Origin of the sequence: Kitasatospora sp. NBC_00374 (assembly GCF_041434935.1) — a bacterium.
Taxonomy (GTDB): Bacteria; Actinomycetota; Actinomycetes; order Streptomycetales; family Streptomycetaceae; genus Kitasatospora.
In genome coordinates this window covers 7,607,796-7,628,014 of record NZ_CP107964.1, presented here as the reverse complement: position 1 = coordinate 7,628,014, position 20,219 = coordinate 7,607,796, and the positions used below count along the sequence as shown (strand labels likewise).

Genomic DNA, 20,219 nt, shown 5'->3' with positions numbered 1-20,219 from the left:
GCGGTCGCCTCACGCGGCGAGATGCCGAAGAACGCGGCGTCGAAGCGGGTGGCCTCCTGGAGGAACGCGCCCTTGCGGGTGTAGACCTTGCCGAGCTTGTCCGGGTCGTCGTCGAAGAGTGAGTCCAGGTCCCAGCCACGGTCGGTCGGGAAGTCGACCACGGCATCGTCGCCCACGAGCAGCAGCTCCCACAGCGCCTCCGGCGAGCGGACCCCACCCGGGAAACGGCAGGCCATCGCCACGATGGCGATCGGCTCGTCGTCCACGGCTGTGGCGGCGGCCGACGTGGCCGCGAGCGCCGGCTGCAGGCCGAGCAGTTCAACAGCGAGATGCTCGGCCAGGGCGGTCGCCGACGGGTAGTCGAAGACCAGCGTGGCGGAGAGCCGGAGCCCCGTGGCCGCGTTCAGGCGGTTGCGCAGGTCGACGGCGGTCAGCGAGTCGAAGCCGAGCTCCTTGAACGCCCGGCCCCCTTCGACCAACTCCGACCCGGCGTAGCCGAGCACGGCGGCCACCTGGGCACGCACCAGGTCCAGCAGTACCCGGCCGCGTTCGGCGGCCGACAGCCCGGCGAGCCGCTGCGCCAGCGAGGTTCCGACGGCGGTCGGGGAGGCGGTGGCCTGACCGGCATCCGCCGAAGACTTCAACCGCTGCACGTCGGGAATTTCGGCGAAGAGCCGGCCCGGTCGAACGGCCTCGAACTCGCCGGCCAGCCGCTCCCAGAGGATGTCGGCGATCGTGAGGGCCGTGTCGCCCTGGTCGAGCGCGTGCTGCATCGCCGTGATGGCGAGCGCGGGCGCCATGCCCGCCACGCCGTCGCGGCGCAGACGGTCGGCGATCATCTGGTCGGTGGCCAGGCCCGCCTCCGCCCACGCACCCCAGGCGATCGACGTCGCCGGCAGACCGTCCGCGCGACGCTGCTCGGCAAGCGCGTCCAAGTACGCGTTGGCCGCGGCGTAGTTACCCTGACCGGCGCTGCCGACCGAACCCGCCATCGAGGAGAACAGCACGAACGCCGACAGGTCGTGGCCGGCCGTCAGCTCATGCAGGTTCCGCGCCGCATCCACCTTCGGACGAGCCACCGTCGCGAACCGCTCGGCCGTCAGACCGTCCACCACACCGTCGTCCAACACACCCGCCGTGTGGAACACCGCCGACAGCTCGTGCTCCGCCAGAAGCCCGGCCAACGCCTCACGATCCGCCACGTCGCACGCAGCGACCGTCACGGTCACACCCAGGGCGGCGAGCTCGTCCCGCAGCTCCGCCGCGCCCGGCGCGTCCAGACCACGACGGCTCGTCAGCACCAGACGCTCCGCACCACGCCGGGCCAGCCAGCGCGACACCTCCGCACCCAACGCACCCGTCCCACCCGTCACCAGGACCGTGCCGGACGGCGACCACACACCGCCCTCACCACGCACAGCCCGCACCAGACGACGACCGAAGACGCCCGAAGCCCGCACGGCCACCTGGTCCTCGCCACCACCGGCCAGCACAGCAGCCAGACGGCCCAGCACCCGCCCATCCACCGACTCCGGCAGATCGATCAACCCACCCCAGCGCTCCGGATGCTCCAGACCAACCACCCGGCCCAGACCCCACACCTGCGCCTGCACCGGATCAGCAACCCGCTCCGAACGACCGGTCGCCACCGCACCACGCGTCACACACCACAGCGGAGCACCGACCCCGGCATCACCGAGCGCCTGCACCAACACCAACGTCGACACCGGACCACCAGCCACCGCCAGCAGCGACACCACACCGGACAGCTCGACACCATCCGCCAGCACACCCCGCAACACCCCGGCCACCGAAGACCGGTCCGCCACAACACCGTCCACCTCACACCGGCGAACATCCACACCACGCGCCGCGAACATGCCCTCCAGCGCAACCACCGCAGCATCGCCACCAGAGCCCGCCGGAACCACCAGCAACCAGGACCCCGCCAGCACACCCGAACCCAGATCCGTCACCGGCTTCCAACTGTCCCGGTAACGCCAGCCATCGACCGTGGACAGCTCACGGCTCTGACGACGCCAGGCGGAGAGGGCCGGCAGGACCTCGCTCAGCGGCCGGTCGGCGGCCAGATCGAGGGCCACCGAGATCGCGTCGACGTCGCCGCTCTCGACGGCCTCCCAGAAGCGGGCGTCGACAGCGTCGACCGGCGTCTCGACGACGGCCACGGACCCGTCCGACTCCAGCCAGTACCGGTCGCGCTGGAAGGCGTAGGTCGGCAGCTCCACCGTCCGCGCGCCACGATCGGCCAGCAGCCCCTGCCAGTCCACCCGCAGCCCGCGCACCCACGCCTCCGCGAACGAGGCGAACAACCGCTCCAGACCGCCGTCGTGCCGGCGCAGCGTCCCGAACGCCGCCACCTCGCGGCCGGCCGCCTCGGCGGCGTCCTGCACCGCCATCGCCAGCACGGGGTGGGCGCTGACCTCGACGAACGTGCCGAAGCCGTCCGCGAGGAGGGTGTCCACCGCCTCGGCGAAACGGACGGTCGTGCGGAGGTTGGTGTACCAGTACTCGGCGTCCATGCCGGAGCCGTCGGTGAGTTCACCGGTGACCGTCGAGAACACGGGCACCGAGCCCGCCCGCGGGCGTACGTCAGCGAGCAGTTCGAGCAGCTCGGCACGGATCGACTCCACCTGCGCGGAGTGCGAGGCGTAGTCCACCGGGATCCGGCGGGCACGGACACCGTCCGCCTCGCAGGACGCCAACAACTCCTCCAGCGCCGCCGGTTCACCGGACACGACCACCGACGACGGGCCGTTCACGGCCGCCACCGAGATCCGCTCCTCACCCCAGAGGGAGAGACGCTCACGCACCCCCTCCACCGGCAACGCGACCGACACCATGCCACCCAGACCCGCCAGCCCACCCGCGATCGCCCGACTGCGAAGCGCCACCACCCGGGCACCGTCCTCGACGGAGAGCGCGCCCGCCACCACAGCGGCAGCGATCTCACCCTGCGAGTGACCCACGACCGCGCCCGGCTCGACACCGGCCGCCCGCCACACCTCCGCCAGCGACACCATCACCGCCCACAGCACCGGCTGCACCACGTCGACCCGGTCCATCCAGGCGTCACCGCCACCACCACGGACCACGTCCAGCAGCGACCACCCGTCCGCGAACGGCGCCAACGCCACCGCGCACTCAGCCATCCGAGCCGCGAACACCGGCGACGACTCCAGCAGCTCCACCGCCATCGCCGCCCACTGCGAACCCTGCCCCGGAAAGACGAACGCCACCTTGCCGGGAGTACCCGTGACGCCCTGCACCACGCCCGCGCCCGGCAGATCACCCGCCAGCGCCTCCAACCCCGCCACCGCAGCGGCACGGTCACCCGCCACCACCACCGCCCGGTGCTCGAAACCGGCCCGCGACACCACCAGCGAATGGCCGACGTCGAGCAGATCGAAGCCGGGCTGCTCGCTCAGCAGCGTCAGCAGGCACGCGGCCTGGCCCTGCAGGGCCTTGTCGGTCTTCGCCGACAGCAGCAGCGGGACAGGGACCGCCGAGGCGGCCGGGGCCTCGGGAACCTCCACCGGAGCGGGCGCGGGGGCAGGGGTGTATTCCAGGATGGTGTGGGCGTTGGTGCCGCTGATCCCGAAGGAGGACACCGCCGCCCGGCGCGGACGGCCCGTCTCCGGCCACGCCCGACGCTCCGTCAACAGCTCCACCGCACCCGACGACCAGTCCACCTTCGCCGACGGCTCGTTCACGTGCAGCGTCTGCGGCAGCACACCGTGCCGCATCGCCATCACCATCTTGATGATGCCGCCCACACCCGCAGCCGCCTGCGTGTGACCGATGTTCGACTTCAACGAACCCAGCCACAGCGGCTGCTCCGCGGACCGCTCACGGCCATAGGTGTTCAGCAGCGCCTGCGCCTCGATCGGATCACCCAGCGTCGTACCCGTCCCGTGCGCCTCCACCGCATCCACCTGATCCGACGCCAGACCGGCATTCGCCAACGCCTGACGGATCACCCGCTGCTGCGACGGACCGTTCGGCGCCGTCAGACCGTTCGACGCACCGTCCTGGTTGACGGCGCTGCCGCGCACGACGGCCAGGACCTGGTGGCCGTTGCGGCGGGCGTCGGAGAGCCGCTCGACGAGCAGCATGCCGACGCCCTCGCCCCAGCCGGTGCCGTCGGCCTCGGCGGAGAACGCCTTGCAGCGACCGTCGGCCGAGAGGCCGCGCTGGCGGCTGAAGTCGACGAAGGTCTCGGGCGTCGCCATGACGGTGACACCGCCGGCCAGCGCCATGGTGCACTCGCCCTGGCGCAGCGCCTGGATCGCCCAGTGCAGGGCCACCAGCGAGGAGGAGCAGGCCGTGTCGACGGTGACGGCGGGGCCTTCGAGGCCGAAGGTGTAGGCGACCCGGCCGGAGGCGATGCTGCCCGAGACCCCGGTGCCGAGGTAGCCCTCGACTCCGTCGGGGAGCTCACTGATGCCGGTGGCGTAGTCGTGGTACATCACGCCGGCGAAGACGCCGGTCCGGCTGCCGCGCAGCGAGGCCGGGTCGATGCCGGCGCGCTCGATCGCCTCCCAGGAGGTCTCCAGCAGCAGCCGCTGCTGCGGGTCCATGGCCAGGGCCTCGCGCGGCGAGATGCCGAAGAAGTCCGGGTCGAACAGGCCCGCGTCGTGCAGGAAGCCGCCTTCACGGGCGTAGGTGGTGCCCTGGTGGTCCGGGTCGGGGTGGTAGAGGCCGTCGAGGTCCCAGCCGCGGCTGCTCGGGAAGCCGGTGATCGCGTCGCCGGCCTCGTGCACCAGTCGCCACAGGTCGTCCGGCGACTCCACGCCGCCCGGGTAGCGGCAGGCCATGCCGACGATGGCAATCGGCTCGTCGTTCGCGGCCGTGGAAGGCCGGACGGCTGCGCTGCCGGTCGCGGCGGTGCTGTCGTCCGCGTCGTCGCCGAGGAGTTCGGTGAGCAGGAAGGCGGCGAGGGAGCCGGGGGTGGGGTAGTCGAAGATCAGTGTCGCGGGCAGGCGCAGGCCCGTCGCGCCGTTGAGCTCGTTGCGCAGCTCGACGGCCGTGAGCGAGTCGAAGCCCAGCTCCTTGAACGCCCGGCCCGCGTCCACCGCGTCCGCGTCGGCGTAGCCGAGAACGGAGGCGACGCGGGCGCGGACCAGGTCGAGCAGGGTCTGCTCGCGGTCGGCGGCGGGCTGGGCGAGCAGGCGGGTGACCAGCTCGGAGCCGCCCACCGAGGACCCGGCTCGCGCGGCCCGCCTGGTCGGCACCCGGACCAGGCCGCGCAGCAGCGCCGGCAGGGTCCCGGCGGCGGCCTGGGTGCGCAGGGCGGCCGGGTCGAGGCGCATCGGCACCAGGACGGCGGCGCCGGTGGCGGTGGCCGCGTCCAGCAGTGTCAGGCCCTCGGTGGAGGCGAGGCCGTGGATGCCGCTGCGGCTCATCCGCTGGATGTCCAGCTCGTCGAGGCTGCCGACCATGCCGCTGCTGTCGGCCCACGGGCCCCAGGCGAGCGAGGTGGCGGGTAGTCCGGCGGCGCGGCGCCGGGTGGCCAGGGCGTCGAGGAAGACGTTGGCCGCGGCGTAGTTGCCCTGGCCGGGGCTGCTGAGCGTGCCGGCGGCGGAGGAGAAGAGGACGAAGGCGGTGAGGTCGTGGTCGGCCGTCAGCTCGTGCAGGGCTAGCGCCGCGTCGACCTTGGGACGCAGGACGGTGTCGAGGCGGTCGGGGGTGAGCGAGGCGACGATGCCGTCGTCCAGGACACCGGCCGTGTGGACGACGCCGGACAGCTCGTGCCCGGCCAGGAGGACCGCCAGAGACTCGCGATCGGCCACGTCGCAGGCCGCCACGGTGACGGCGGCGCCGGCCTCGGACAGCTCCGCGACCAGCTCGGCCGCACCCGGCGCGTCCGCACCACGACGCGAGACCAGCAGCAGACTGCGCACCCCGTGCTCCGCCACCAGGTGACGGGCCACCAGAGCGCCCAGCAGACCCGAGGCGCCCGTCACCAGAACCGTGCCGGAAGAACCGAACACCGGGGCGGCGTCGACGGCCCCGGCCACCCGGGCCAGGCGCGGCACCTGCACGGCGCCGCCGCGCACCGCGAGCTCGGGCTCACCGGCCGCGAGTGCGGCGGAGAGGGCCTCGCGGGAGAAGTCGCCGCCGTCGACGTCCAGCAGGACCAGCCGGTCGGGGTTCTCCCCCTGGGCGGAGCGCACCAGGCCCCAGACGGGGGCGTGCACCAGATCCTCGACCTCCGCGCCGACGGCGCGACGGGTCACCAGGACGAGACGCGAGTCCGCGAACCGCTCGTCCGCCAGCCACTCCTGCACCGTACCCAGCACCCCGTGCAGCGCGGCACGCACAGCCGACGGGAGATCAGCCGCATCACCGGGCTCCAGCGCCAGGAACACCGCGTCCGGGACGGCCACGCCGCCCTCGACCGCCACACCCAGCGCCGCCAGGTCCGCGTACTGCTGCGCTCCCATGCCCGCCGTGTCCTCGCCCAGCACGGCCCAGCGGCCTGCGGGGGCGGCGGACACCGGCAGCACGGTCCACTCCACCCGGTGGAGCGAGTCGACGAAGCCGCCGCGTGCGCTGCGCACCTGGTCCTCGGAGACCTCGCGGGAGACCAGGGTCTCCACGGCGGCCACCGGTCGGCCGGTCTCGTCCGCCAGGAGCAGCGAGGCCGCGTCCTGACTGGTCTCGGAGAGGCGCAGGCGCAGGGCGTTCGCACCGGCCGCGTAGAGGGTAACGCCGTTCCAGGAGAACGGGATCCGGGCCTGGCGGGGGCCGCCGGCCGTCGGACCGTCGGCGATGTCGAGGCCGAGGGCGTGCAGCGCGGCGTCGAGGAGCGCCGGGTGCAGGCCGTACTGTTCGGCGTCCTCGTGGGCGCTCTCGGGCAGTCGGAGCTCGGCGTACGTGTCGCCGTCGTGGCGCCATGCGGCCCGCAGCCCCTGGAACACGGGTCCGTAGCCGAACCCGGCCGCGGCCAGCCGCTCGTACAGGTCATCGACCGCCACCGGGACCGCACCCTTCGGCGGCCACTCGGACAGGTCGAAGGAAGGCACGGCGGCCGGACTGCTCGGCGCGAGGACACCGGTGGCGTGCCGCGTCCACGGCTCCTCCACCGGCGCGTCCTCCGACCGCGAATGCAGACTCAACTCCCGACGGCCCGCCTCGTCCACGCCCGCCAGCGCAAGCCGCAGCTGGACACCGCCGCGCTCGGGCAGCACCAGCGGCGCGGCAAGCGTGAGCTCCTCCAGCAGCCCGCAGCCGACCTGGTCACCGGCCCGGATCGCCAGCTCCACGAACGCCGTACCCGGCAGCAGGATCGAGCCCATCACGGCGTGGTCCGCCAGCCACGGGTGCGACTGCACCGACAGCCGGCCGGTGAACACCACACCGTCCGACTCCGGCAGTTCCACACTCGCGCCCAGCAGCGGGTGACCTGCGGCCCCGAGGCCGATCGACGCGACGTCGCCGATGGCCAGGATCGGCGTGCGCGGCCAGTAGCGCTGACGCTGGAAGGCGTAGGTCGGCAGGTCGACGCGGCGGGCGCCGGTGCCCGCGAACACCGCCTGCCAGTCGACGGCGAGGCCGCGGACGTGAGCCTGGGTGAGCGCGGTGGTCAGCGTGTGGGCCTCGGGGCGGCCGGCCCGCAGGACCGGGACGAAGGCGGCCTCGGCCGTCACGCTGTCCTGGGCCATCGCGGACAGGACGCCGTCCGGGCCGAGCTCGACGAACGTACGGACGCCGTCGGCCTCCAGCACCGTCACCGCGTCGGCGAAGCGGACCGCCTCGCGGACGTGCCGCACCCAGTACGCGGGATCCGCGAGCTCGGTGGATGCGAGCGCACCGGTGAGGGTGGAGACGATCGGGATCCGGGGAGCCTCGAAGGTCAACCGGGCGGCCACTGCGCGGAATTCGTCCAGCATGCCGTCCATCAGCGGCGAGTGGAACGCGTGGCTGACGGTGAGCCGCTTGGTCTTGCGGCCCTCGGCCCCCAACTGCTCGGCGATGGAGAGGACTTCCTGCTCGGCGCCCGAGATCACCACGGAGGTGGGCCCGTTGACGGCGGCGATGCCGACGCCCTCGGTGAGCAGCGGCAGCACCTCGGCCTCGGTCGCCTGCACGGCCACCATCGCGCCGCCGCGCGGCAGCGCCTGCATCAGGCGACCGCGCGCCGCGACCAGCTCGGCGGCATCGGCCAGCGAGAGCACACCCGCGACATGCGCGGCGGCCAGCTCACCGATCGAATGACCCGCCAGCACATCCGGGGTCAGCCCCCACGACTCCAGCAGCCGGAACAGCGCCACCTCCAACGCGAACAGCGCCGGCTGCGTGAACCCGGTCTCGTTCACCGACTCCGCATCCGCGACCGCCTCGCGCAGGGGACGCTCCAGATGCTGGTCCAGGTGCGCGCAGACCGCATCGAACGCGTCTGCGAACACCGGATACGAGGCGTACAACTCCTCGCCCATCCCGACGCGCTGACTGCCCTGCCCGGTGAACAGGAACGCCGTACGCCCCTCCACCACCGACCCCGAACCCGACAGCGACGCCAGACCCGCCAACAGCTCCGCACGATCCGCCGCAGCGAACCCGGCCCGGTGCTCGAACGCCGCCCGGCCGGTCGCCAACGAGAAGCCGACGTCGAGAAGTTCCAGCGACTCGTCACCCTCGACGAGAGCCACCAGCTCCGCAGCCTGCGCCCGCAGGGCCTCGTCGGTCTTCGCCGACAGCACCACCGGCACCACCGGCGGGGCGACCGGCTCGGAGACCGGGACCTCCTCCACCGCCGGAGCCTGCTCCAGGACGGCGTGCGCGTTGGTGCCGCTGAAGCCGAAGGACGAGACCGCCGCTCGGCGCGGTCCGCCGGTCTGCGGCCACTCCACGTTCTCGGTGAGCAGCTCGACGGCTCCCGACGACCACTCGACGTGCGGCGATGGCTGGTCCACGTGCAGGGTCTTCGGCAGGACGCCGTGCTGCATGGCGAGCACCATCTTGATGACGCCCGCGACGCCGGCGGCGGCCTGGGTGTGGCCGATGTTGGACTTCACCGAGCCGAGCCGGAGCGGGGATGCCTCGTCGCGGCCCTGGCCGTAGGTGGCGAGCAGGGCCTGCGCCTCGATCGGGTCGCCGAGCGCGGTGCCGGTGCCGTGTGCCTCGACGGCGTCGACCTGGTCGGCCGTCAGACCGGCCGCGGCGAGCGCCTGGCGGATCACCCGCTGCTGCGACGGGCCGTTGGGCGCCGTCAGGCCGTTGCTGGCGCCGTCCTGGTTGACGGCGCTGCCGCGCACCACCGCCAGCACCGGGTGCCCGTTGCGGCGCGCGTCCGACAGCCGCTCGACGAGCAGCATGCCGACGCCCTCGCCCCAGGCGGTGCCGTCCGCCGCGGCGGCGAACGCCTTGCACCGGCCGTCGGCCGCCAGGCCACGCTGGCGGCTGAAGTCGAGGAAGGTGTCCGGCGTCGCCATCACGGTGACACCGCCGGCCAGGGCCAGCGTGCACTCGCCGTTGCGCAGCGCCTGGACCGCGAGGTGGAGGGCCACCAGTGAGGAGGAGCAGGCCGTGTCGACGGTGACGGCCGGGCCCTCGAGTCCGAAGGTGTAGGAGAGGCGCCCGGAGACGACGCTCGCCGCCGTACCGGTGCCGAGGTGGCCTTCCAGTTCCTCGGGCGAGTTCATCAGCAGGGCCAGGTAGTCCTGGCCGTTGGTGCCGGCGAAGACGCCGGTCCGGCTGCCGCGCAGCGTGGTCGGGTCGATGCCGGCCCGCTCGAACGCCTCCCAGGAGGTCTCCAGCAGCAGGCGCTGCTGCGGGTCCATCGACAGCGCCTCGCGCGGCGAGATCCCGAAGAACCCGGCGTCGAACTCCGCCGCGTCGTAGAGGAATCCGCCTTCGCGGGTGTAGATCTTGCCGACCTGGTCCGGGTCCGGGTCGTAGAGCGTGTCGACGTTCCAGCCGCGGTCGGTCGGCAGGCCCGACATCGCGTCGCCGCCGCCGACCAGCAGCCGCCACAGCTGCTCCGGGGAGGTGACGCCGCCGGGGAAGCGGCAGCTCATCGCCACGATGGCGATCGGTTCGTCGTCCGCGGTCGTCCGGGCGCCTGCCTCGGTGGCGGCGGCGGGCCGGCGGCCCACCAGTTCCGTGCGCAGGTGGTCGGCCAGTGCGGCGGCGGACGGGTAGTCGAAGACGAGGGTGGTGGGCAGGCGCAGGCCGGTGGCGGCGCCCAGGCGGTTGCGGAGTTCGACGGCGGTGAGCGAGTCGAAGCCGAGTTCCTTGAACGCCCGGCCGGCCTCGACCAGGTCCGTCCCGGAGTGGGCGAGTACGGCCGCGACGTTGGTGCGGACGAGGTCCAGCATGGCGCGCTGCTGCTCCGCCTCGGAGAGGCCGGCGAGGCGGTCGGCCCGGGAGGAGCTGACGGCGGCGGCGCCGGTGGCCCCGGTGGCCGCGGCGGCGATCTGCCGGGCCTCGGGGATCTCGTCGAAGAGGGCGGTCGGGCGGACGGCGGTCAGGCCGGGCAGGAAGCGGTCCCAGGCGATGTCGACCACGGTGATCGCGCCGTCGCCGTGCTCGACCGCCTGCCGGAGGGCGGACATGGCGAGGGCGGGGGCCATCGGCGGGACGCCGTCCCGGTGCAGGCGCTGCTCGACGGTGCCGTCGGCGGCCATCCCGCCCTGGGCCCACGGGCCCCAGGCGATCGAGGTGGCGGGCAGGCCGTCGGCGCGGCGCTGCTCGGTGAGTGCGTCGAGGTAGGCGTTGGCGGCGGCGTAGTTGCCCTGGCCGGCGCTGCCGATCGAGCCCGCCATCGAGGAGAAGAGCACGAAGGCGGAGAGGTCGTGACCGGCCGTCAGTTCGTGCAGGTTGCGGGCCGCGTCCACCTTCGGGCGGGCCACGGCGGCGAAGCGCTCGGCGGTCAGCGCGTCGATGACCCCGTCGTCCAGGACGCCCGCGGTGTGGAAGACGGCCGACAGCCGGTGGGCGGAGAGCAGTTCGGCCAGCGCCTCCCGGTCGGCGGCGTCACAGGCGGCGATGGTGACGGTGACGCCGAGCTCGGCGAGTTCGTCCCGCAGTTCGGGCGCGCCCGGTGCGTCCGGGCCGCGACGGCTGGTCAGCACCAGGTGCTCGGCGCCGCCCCGGGCCAGCCAGCGCGACACCTCCGCGCCCAGGGCTCCCGTGCCGCCCGTCACCAGGACCGTGCCCGAAGGCGACCATCCGGCGGCCTCGGCACGGGCCGCGCGCACCAGGCGACGGGTGAGGACACCGGATGCCCGCACCGCCACCTGGTCCCCGGCGGAGCCCGTCAGGGCGCCGGCGAGGCGGCCGAGCACCCGCTCGTCCGGGTGTTCCGGCAGGTCGACCAGGCCGCCCCAGCGCTCCGGGTGCTCCAGTGCGACGACCCGGCCCAGACCCCAGACCTGTGCCTGCAGCGGGTTGGCGGTCCGCTCGGAGCGGCCGGTGGAGACGGCGCCGCGGGTCACGCACCACAGGGGTGCGGCGAGGTTCGCGTCGCCGAGCGCCTGGACGAGCAGGGCGGTGAGCAGCAGGCCGTTCGGCACGCCGTCGACCGGCCGCTCGTCGAGGGCGAGCAGGGACAGCACGCCCGCGACGGCGGCGCCGTCGGTGACGGCCTCCGTCAGGCGGGCGGCCAGGGCCTGGCGCCCGGCGGCGGCGGTGTCCAGCTCGATCGGGCGGACCGTCGCGCCGCGCGCGGCGAGGGTCTGCGTCACGCCGAGCACGGTGGCGTCCCCGGCGAGTCCGGCCGGGACGGCGAGCAGCCAGACGCCCGCGGGCAGCGCCGCGCCCGGCTCGCCGGCCGGCTTCCAGGTGGTGCGGTAGCGCCAGGCGTCGACGGTGGCCTGCTCGCGGCTGCGGCGGCGCCAGGCGGAGAGGGCCGGCAGCACCGAGCTGAAGGGCTGGTCGCCGCTCAGGTCGAGGGTGGCGGACAGGGCGTCCAGGTCGCCGCTCTCGACGGCCTCCCAGAAGCGGGCGTCCACCTCGTCGACGACGGCCGGGCCGGCCGCCGGGGCGGCGACGTTCTCCAGCCAGTACCACTGGCGCTGGAAGGCGTAGGTCGGCAGGTCGACCCGGTGGGCGTCCCGGCCGCGGAACACCGCCTGCCAGTCGACGCCTGCCGCGCGCAGGTGCAGCCGGGCGAGCGCGGTGGTGAGGGTGCGTGCCTCCGGCTGTCCGGCGCGCAGGACCGGCACGAGGAGCGCGTCCTCGCCGACACAGTCCTGGCCCATTCCCGACAGCACTCCGTCGGGGCCCAGCTCGACGAAGGTGCGGACGCCGTCGGCCTCCAGGGCCCGGACGGCGTCGGCGAAGCGGACGGCCTCGCGGACGTGCCGCACCCAGTAGTCCGGGTCGGTCAGTTCCTCGGACACCGGGGCGCCGGTGAGGGTGGAGACGATCGGGATCCGGGGCGTCTCGAACGTCAACTCCGAAGCCACCGCCCGGAAATCGTCCAGCATGCCGTCCATCAGCGGCGAGTGGAAGGCGTGGCTGACCGTCAGCCGCTTCGTCTTGCGGCCCTCGGCGCCGAGCTGCTCGGCGACGGCCAGCACGGCCTGCTCGGCGCCCGAGATCACCACGGAGGTGGGCCCGTTGACGGCGGCGATGCCTACGCCTTCGGTGAGCAGCGGCAGCACGTCGGCCTCGGCCGCCTGCACGGCCACCATGGCGCCGCCGCGCGGCAGCGCCTGCATCAGCCGTCCGCGAGCGGCGACCAGCGTCGCGGCGTCGGAGAGCGAGAGCACCCCGGCGACGTGCGCGGCGGCGAGCTCGCCGATCGAGTGGCCGGCGAGGGCGTCGGGGCGCAGGCCCCAGGACTCCAGCAGGCGGAACAGCGCGACCTCGACGGCGAACAGCGCTGGCTGGGTGAACGCCGTCTCGTCGACCAGTTCCGCGTCCGCGATCGCCTCGCGCAGCGGGCGCTCCAGGTGCCGGTCCAGCTCCGCGCAGACCGCGTCGAAGGCGGCTGCGAACACCGGGTGGGCGGCGTACAGTTCCTCGGCCATCCCGGCCCGCTGGCTGCCCTGTCCGGTGAACAGGAACGCCGTGCGGCCGGCGACGGCGGTGGCGCGCACGACCGCGCCGGAGGGTTCCCCTGCCGCGAGCGCCGCGAGGCCCGCCAGGAACTCCGTACGCTCACCGCCGACGACGGCGGCCCGGTGCTCCAGCAGGGCCCGGCCGGTCGCCAGCGAGTACGCCAGGTCGGCGTCGGAGGCCCCGGACGGTGCGGCGCCGTCGCCGAGGTCCGCCAGCAGGGTGCGGGCCTGTTCGCGCAGCGCGTCCTCGGTCTTCGCCGAGAGGATCCACGCCTGCGTGCCCGGGGCCGCCTCGGCCGCGGCGGGGCGGTCGGCCCGGTCGTCCGCGGGGGGCTGCTCGACGATGGTGTGGGCGTTGGTGCCGCTGAAGCCGAAGGAGGAGACGGCGGCGCGGCGGGGCCGGCCGGTCTCGGGCCACGGGCGGGCCTCGGTGAGCAGTTCGACGGCGCCGGAGGCCCAGTCGACGTTGGGTGACGGCTGGTCGAGGTGGAGGCTCTGCGGCAGGACGCCGTGGCGCATCGCCATGACCATCTTGATGATGCCCGCGACGCCGGCGGCGGCCTGGGTGTGGCCGATGTTGGACTTGAGCGAACCGAGCCAGAGCGGGGACTCCTCGTCGCGGGCCCGGCCGTAGGTGGCGAGCAGGGCCTGCGCCTCGATCGGGTCGCCGAGGGTGGTGCCGGTGCCGTGCGCCTCGACGGCGTCGACCTCCGCGGGGGTCAGGCCGGCGTCGGCCAGGGCCTGCTGGATGACGCGCTGCTGGGAGGGGCCGTTGGGGGCGGTGAGGCCGTTGGAGGCACCGTCCTGGTTGATCGCCGAGCCGCGGACGATCGCGAGGACCTGGTGGCCGTTGCGGCGGGCGTCGGAGAGCCGCTCGACGAGGAGCATGCCGGCGCCCTCGGACCAGCTGGTGCCGTCGGCGGCGGCGGAGAAGGACTTGGACCGGCCGTCCCTGGCGAGGCCGCGCTGGCGGCTGAAGTCGACGAACGCCTCGGGGGTGGCCATGACCGTGACCCCGCCGGCCAGCGCCATCGTGCAGTCGCCCTGGCGCAGGGCCTGCACGGCGAGGTGCAGGGCGACCAGCGAGGAGGAGCAGGCGGTGTCGACGGTGACGGCGGGGCCTTCGAGGCCGAAGGTGTAGGCGACCCGGCCGGAGGCGATGCTGCCGGAGGTACCGGTGCCGAGGTACCCCTCGACGCCCTCGGGGACGGCGCCGAGCCGGGTGGCGTAGTCGTGGTACATGACGCCGGCGAAGACGCCGGTCCGGCTGCCGCGCAGGGTGGCCGGGTCGATGCCCGCGCGCTCGAAGGTCTCCCAGGTGGTCTCCAGCAGCAGGCGCTGCTGCGGGTCCATGGCGAGGGCCTCGCGCGGGGAGATGCCGAAGAACGCGGGGTCGAACAGCCCGGCGTCGTGCAGGAAGCCGCCCTGGTCGGCGTAGCTGGTGCCGGCGTGGTCGGGGTCGGGGTCGAAGAGCCGGTCGAGGTCCCAGCCGCGGCCGGCGGGGAAGGCGGAGATGGCGTCGGTGCCGCCGGTGACCAGCTGCCACAGCTCCTCGGGTGAGGAGACGCCGCCGGGGTAGCGGCAGGCCATGCCGACGATGGCGATCGGCTCGTCGTCCCGGCGGGCCGGGGCGGCCGTTGCCGGGGCGGCCGGGCGGGCGGCGCCGGCGATCTCGGTGCGCAGGTGGGCGGCGAGGGCGGCGGGTGTCGGGTAGTCGAAGATCAGGGTGGGCGACAGCCGCAGGCCCGTGACGGCGTTCAGCTCGTTGCGCAGCTCGACGGAGGTCAGCGAGTCGAAGCCGAGCTCGTTGAAGGCGCGGCCCGCGTCGATCACGTCGGACGAGGCGTGGCCGAGCACGGCGGCGACCCGGACCCGCAGCAGTTCGAGGATCTCACGGTCCAGTTCGGCCTCGGGGAGGCCTGCCAGGCGGCGCATCAGCTCCGTGCCACCGGCCCGGCCCGCGCGGGCGGTGCGGCGGGAGGGAGCGCGGACGAGGCCGCGCAGCTGGGCGGGCAGGGTGCCGGCCGCGGCCTGGGCGCGTAGGGCGGCCAGGTCGAGGCGCATCGGGACGAGCACCGGCTCGGCGGTGGCGGTGGCGGTGTCCAGGAGGGCCAGGCCCTCGTCGTCGGCGAGGCCGGTCATGCCGGCGCGCGCGAGGCGCAGCAGGTCGGCGCTGTCGAGGGTGTCGGCCATGCCGCCGTCGGCCCACAGGCCCCAGGCGAGGGAGGTGGCGGGCAGTCCGGCGGCCCGGCGCTGCGCGGCGAGGGCGTCGAGGAAGGCGTTGGCGGCGGCGTAGTTGGCCTGGCCGAGGCCGCCGAGGACGCCCGCGTTGGAGGAGAACAGGACGAAGGCGGTGAGCGGCCGGTCGGCGGTCAGCTCGTGCAGGTGGAGCGCGGCGTCGACCTTGGGGCGCAGGACGGTGTCGATGCGCTCGGGGGTGAGGGAGGCGAGGACGCCGTCGTCGAGGACGCCCGCGGTGTGGACGACGCCGGTCAGCTCGTGTCCGGCGAGGGCCGCGGCGAGCGCGTCGCGGTCAGCGACGTCACAGGCGGCGACGGTGACGGCGGCGCCGAGCTCGGCGAGTTCGGCGACCAGGTCGGCGGTGCCGGGGGCGTCGGTGCCGCGGCGGGAGAGCAGCAGCAGGCTGCGGACGCCGTGGTGGGCGACCAGGTGGCGGGCGACCAGGGTGCCGAGGGCGCCCGAGGCGCCGGTGACGAGGACGGTGCCGTGGGGGCCGAAGGCGGGCTCGGCACCGTCCGCGGGGGCGGCGGTGTGTGCGCGGGCCAGCCGGGGGACGCGTACCAGGCCGTCGTGGACGGCGAGTTCGGGTTCGCCGGAGGCGAGGGCGCCGGCCAGGACCTCGCCGGGCACGTCGGGGGTGTCGAGGTGGAGCAGGACCAGGCGGTCGGGGTGCTCCAGCTGTGCGGAGCGGATCAGGCCGCGGACGGCGGCGTCGGCGAGGGCGCTCGGGCCGTCGGCGGGTCCGGTGGTGGTGAGGACCAGCCGGGAGGCGGCGAAGCGTTCGTCGGCGAGCCACTGCCGGGTCGCGGCGAGCGCCCGGTGGACCGCGCGGTGCACGGCGGCGGCGTGGTCGGCGGACCGCTCGGCGAGCCGGTCCGCGTCGTCGTGGCCGGTGACCGCGGCCAGGGGCAGGAACACGGCGTCGGGGACGGCTTGGCCGGCGTCCACGGCCGCGGCGAGCGCGGCGACGTCGGCGTGGCGCTCGCCGGCCGGGACGGCGGGCGCCGGGCCGAGGGCGGCCCAGCGGCCGGTGGTGGCGGCGGAGACCGGCAGGGTGGCCCACTCCACCCGGAAGAGCGACTCGGTGCGGGGTGCGCGGGCGGCGTCGAGCTGCTCGGCGGAGATCTCGCGCAGCGCGAGGGAACGCACGGACATCACGGGCTGCCCGGCGTCGTCGGCCAGCTCCAGGGCGACCTCGCCGCGGCCGGCCGGGGTGACCCGCAGGCGCAGCGCGGTGGCGCCGGTGGCGTACAGGGTGACGCCGTGCCAGGAGAACGGCAGGCCGCCGCGGACGGCGGCGTCGGAGGTGTCGGCGCCGAGGGCGTGCAGGGCGGCGTCGAGCAGGGCGGGGTGCAGGCCGAAGCGTCCGGCGCCGTCCCGGGCCGGCTCGGGGAGTTCGATCTCGGCGAGGATCTCGGTGCCGTGCTGCCAGACGGTGCGCAGGCCGCGGAAGACCGGGCCGTAGCCGAAGCCGGCCTCCGCCAGCCGGGCGTGCACCTCCTCGACGTCCACGGGCCGGGCGCCGGGCGGCGGCCAGGCGGTGAGGTCGAAGGCGGCGGGGTCGGCGGCCGGGGCGAGCAGGCCGCCGGCGTGGCGGGTCCAGGGTTCGGCCGGGTCGGCGTCCTCGGGGCGGGAGTGCACGGCGAGGGTGCGGCCGCCGGTCTCGTCGGGGCCGCCGACGACGATCTGCAGGTGGACGCCGCCCCGGGCGGGCACCAGCAGGGGTGCCTCCAGGGTGAGTTCCTCGACCAGAGCGCAGCCGACCTGGTCGGCGGCGCGGACGGCGAGTTCGACGAAGGCGGTGCCGGGGAGCAGGACGGTGTCCAGGACGGCGTGGTCGGCCAGCCAGGGGTGGGTCTCCAGGGCGATCCGGCCGGTGAAGAGGATGCCGTCGGTGTCGGCGAGGGCGACGGCCGCGCCGAGCAGCGGGTGGTCGACGGCGCCGAGGCCGACGGCGGTGACGTCGCCGCTGCCGGAGCCGGTGCCGAGCCAGAAGCGCTCGTGCTGGAAGGCGTAGGTCGGCAGGTCGACGCGGCGGGCGCCCTGGCCGGCGAAGACGGCGTCCCAGTCGGGGGCGGCGCCGCGGACGTGGGCCTGGCCGAGGGCGGCGGTGACGGTGTGGGCCTCGGGGCGGTCACCGCGCAGGAGCGGCACGAAGACGGCCGCGTCCGGGTCGGCCAGGCAGTCCTGGCCCATCGCCGAGAGCACGCCCTCGGGGCCGAGCTCCAGGTAGGTGGTGACGCCCTGGGCCTCCAGGGTGCGGACGGCGTCGTGGTAGCGCACGGTCTCGCGGACGTGGCGCACCCAGTACTCGGGGTCGCGGATCTCGTCGGCGGTGGCGGTGGTGCCGGTGAGGGTGGAGACGATCGGGATGCTCGGCGCGCTGTAGGCGACGGCCTGGGCGCAGCGCCGGAACTCGGCCAGCATGCCGTCCATGTGCGGCGAGTGGAAGGCGTGGCTGACCGTCAGGCGGCGGGTCTTGCGGCCCTGCTCGGCCCAGTGGGCGGCAAGGTCGAGGACCGCGTCCTCGTCGCCGGCGAGGACGACGGAGGTGGGGCCGTTGACTGCGGCGACGGCGACGGCGTGCTCGCGGCCGGTGAGCGAGGCGCGGATCTCGGCCTCGGTGGCCTGGACGGCGACCATGGCGCCGCCGGCGGGCAGGGCCTCCATGAGGCGGCCGCGGGCGGCGACCAGCAGGGCGGCGTCCGCGAGGGTGAGCACGCCGGCCGCGTGGGCGGCGGCGAACTCGCCGATGGAGTGGCCGGCCACGGCGTCGGGGCGCAGGCCCCAGGACTCCAGGAGCCGGAAGAGGGCGACCTCGACGGCGAACAGCGCCGGCTGGGTGTAGGCGGTGCGGTGCAGCAGCTCGGCCTCGGGGGTGCCCTCGGCGGCGAACAGGACGTCCCGCAGGGGGTGTTCGAGCTGCAGGTCGAGGTGGCCGACGGCCTGGTCGAGGGCGCGGGCGAAGACCGGCTGGGTCTCGTGGAGTTCACGGCCCATGGCCAGGCGCTGGCTGCCCTGGCCGGTGAAGAGGAAGGCGGTGCGGCCGGCGACGGGCGAGCCCTGGAGGAGGCCGGGGGCGCCGAGGCCGTCGGCGAGGGCCGTCAGGGCCCGGCGGAAGCCGTCGCGTTCGCCCGCGACGAGGGCGGCGCGGTGCTCGAACGCGGTGCGGGTGGTGGCGAGGGTGTGGCCGAGATCGGCCAGGCGGTGCTCGGGGTGGGCGTCGAGGTGGGCGGCGAGGCGGCGGGCCTGCTCGCGCAGCGCCTCGGGGGTCTTGGCGGAGAGCACCCAGGGCAGCGCGGCGGGGGCGTGGGTGGCGGGCTCGGCGGCGGGGATCGCGGCGGCCTGCGGGGCCTGTTCGATGACGGCGTGGGCGTTGGTGCCGCTGAAGCCGAAGGAGGAGACGGCGGCGCGGCGCGGGCGGCCGGTCTCGGGCCAGGGCCGGGCCTCGGTGAGCAGTTCGACGGCGCCGGCGGCCCAGTCGACGTGCGGGGTGGGCTGGTCGACGTGCAGGGTCTTCGGCAGGACGCCGTGGCGCATCGCCATGACGGTCTTGATGAGGCCGCCGATGCCGGCGGCGGCCTGGGTGTGGCCGATGTTGGACTTGAGCGAGCCGAGCCACAGCGGTGTGTTCGCGTCGCGGCCCTGGCCGTAGGTGGCGAGCAGGGCCTGCGCCTCGATCGGGTCGCCGAGGGTGGTGCCGGTGCCGTGTGCCTCGACGGCGTCGACGTCCTGGGCGGTCAGGCCGGCGTCGGCCAGGGCCTGGCGGATGACGCGCTGCTGGGAGGGGCCGTTGGGGGCGGTGAGGCCGTTGGAGGCGCCGTCCTGGTTGATCGCGGTGCCGCGCACGACGGCGAGCACCGGGTGGCCGTTGCGCTGCGCGTCGGAGAGCCGCTCGACGAGGAGCATGCCGACGCCCTCGCCCCAGGCGGTGCCGTCGGCGGCGGCCGCGAAGGGCTTGCAGCGGCCGTCGGGGGCGAGGCCCCGCTGGCGGCTGAAGGCGACGAAGGAGCCGGGGCCGGCCATCACGGCGACGCCGCCGGCGAGGGCGACGCCGCACTCGCCGCGGCGCAGCGACTGCACGGCCAGGTGCAGGGCGACCAGCGAGGAGGAGCAGGCGGTGTCGACGGTGACGGCGGGACCCTGGAAGCCGAAGGTGTAGGAGATCCGGCCGGAGGCGACGCTGGCGGCGTTGCCGGTGACGAGGTAGCCCTCCATCCCGTCGGCGGCCTCGTGCAGGCGGGGGCCGTACTCCTGGGCCTCGGCGCCGATGAAGACGCCGGTGCGGGAGTCGCGCAGGCCGGTCGGGTCGATGCCGGCCCGCTCGAACGCCTCCCAGGAGGTCTCCAGCAGCAGGCGCTGCTGCGGGTCCATGGCGAGGGCCTCGCGCGGCGAGATGTTGAAGAAGCCGGGGTCGAACGCGTCGGCGTCGTGCAGGAAGCCGCCCTCGCGTGCGTACGAGGTGCCGGCCTGGTCGGGGTCGGTGTCGAAGAGGCCGCCGAGGTCCCAGCCGCGGCCGGTGGGGAAGGCGGAGACGGCGTCGACCTCGTCGGTGACGAGCTGCCACAGCTGCTCGGGCGAGTTGGCGTCGCCGGGGAAGCGGCAGGCCATCGCGACGATGGCGATCGGCTCGTCGTGGGCGCCCGCGGGCACCGGCTCCGGGGCCGATTCGCCGCCGAGGCCGAGGAGTTCGGCCCGCAGGTGGCGGGCGAGCGAGGCGGGGGTCGGGTGGTCGAAGACCAGGGTGACCGGCAGGCGCAGGCCGGTGGCGGCGGTGAGCCGGCTGTGCAGGTCGACGGCGGCGAGCGAGTCGAAGCCGAGTTCCAGGAACGGGCGGTCGGCGTCGACGGTGGCGGCGGACCTGCCGCGCAGTGCTTCCCTGGCCTGGTCGAGGACGAGGTTCAGGACGGTCCGCTGCTGCTCGGCCTCGGAGGATGCGGCGAGTCGCAT

Annotated in this window: 1 protein-coding gene (only partly in view); it reads right to left on the bottom strand. The window is 75.0% G+C overall.

The genetic code is table 11. The annotated features are described in order from the left end of the window. A protein-coding gene (locus tag OG871_RS33360) for a type I polyketide synthase (protein ID WP_371501920.1) crosses the window boundary here: on the bottom strand, positions 1-20,219 show its 5' portion. The gene continues 14,305 nt to the left of window position 1, outside the view; 20,219 of the gene's 34,524 nt are visible here — the first part of the coding sequence; it begins with the start codon at positions 20,217-20,219; its stop codon lies off the left edge, out of view.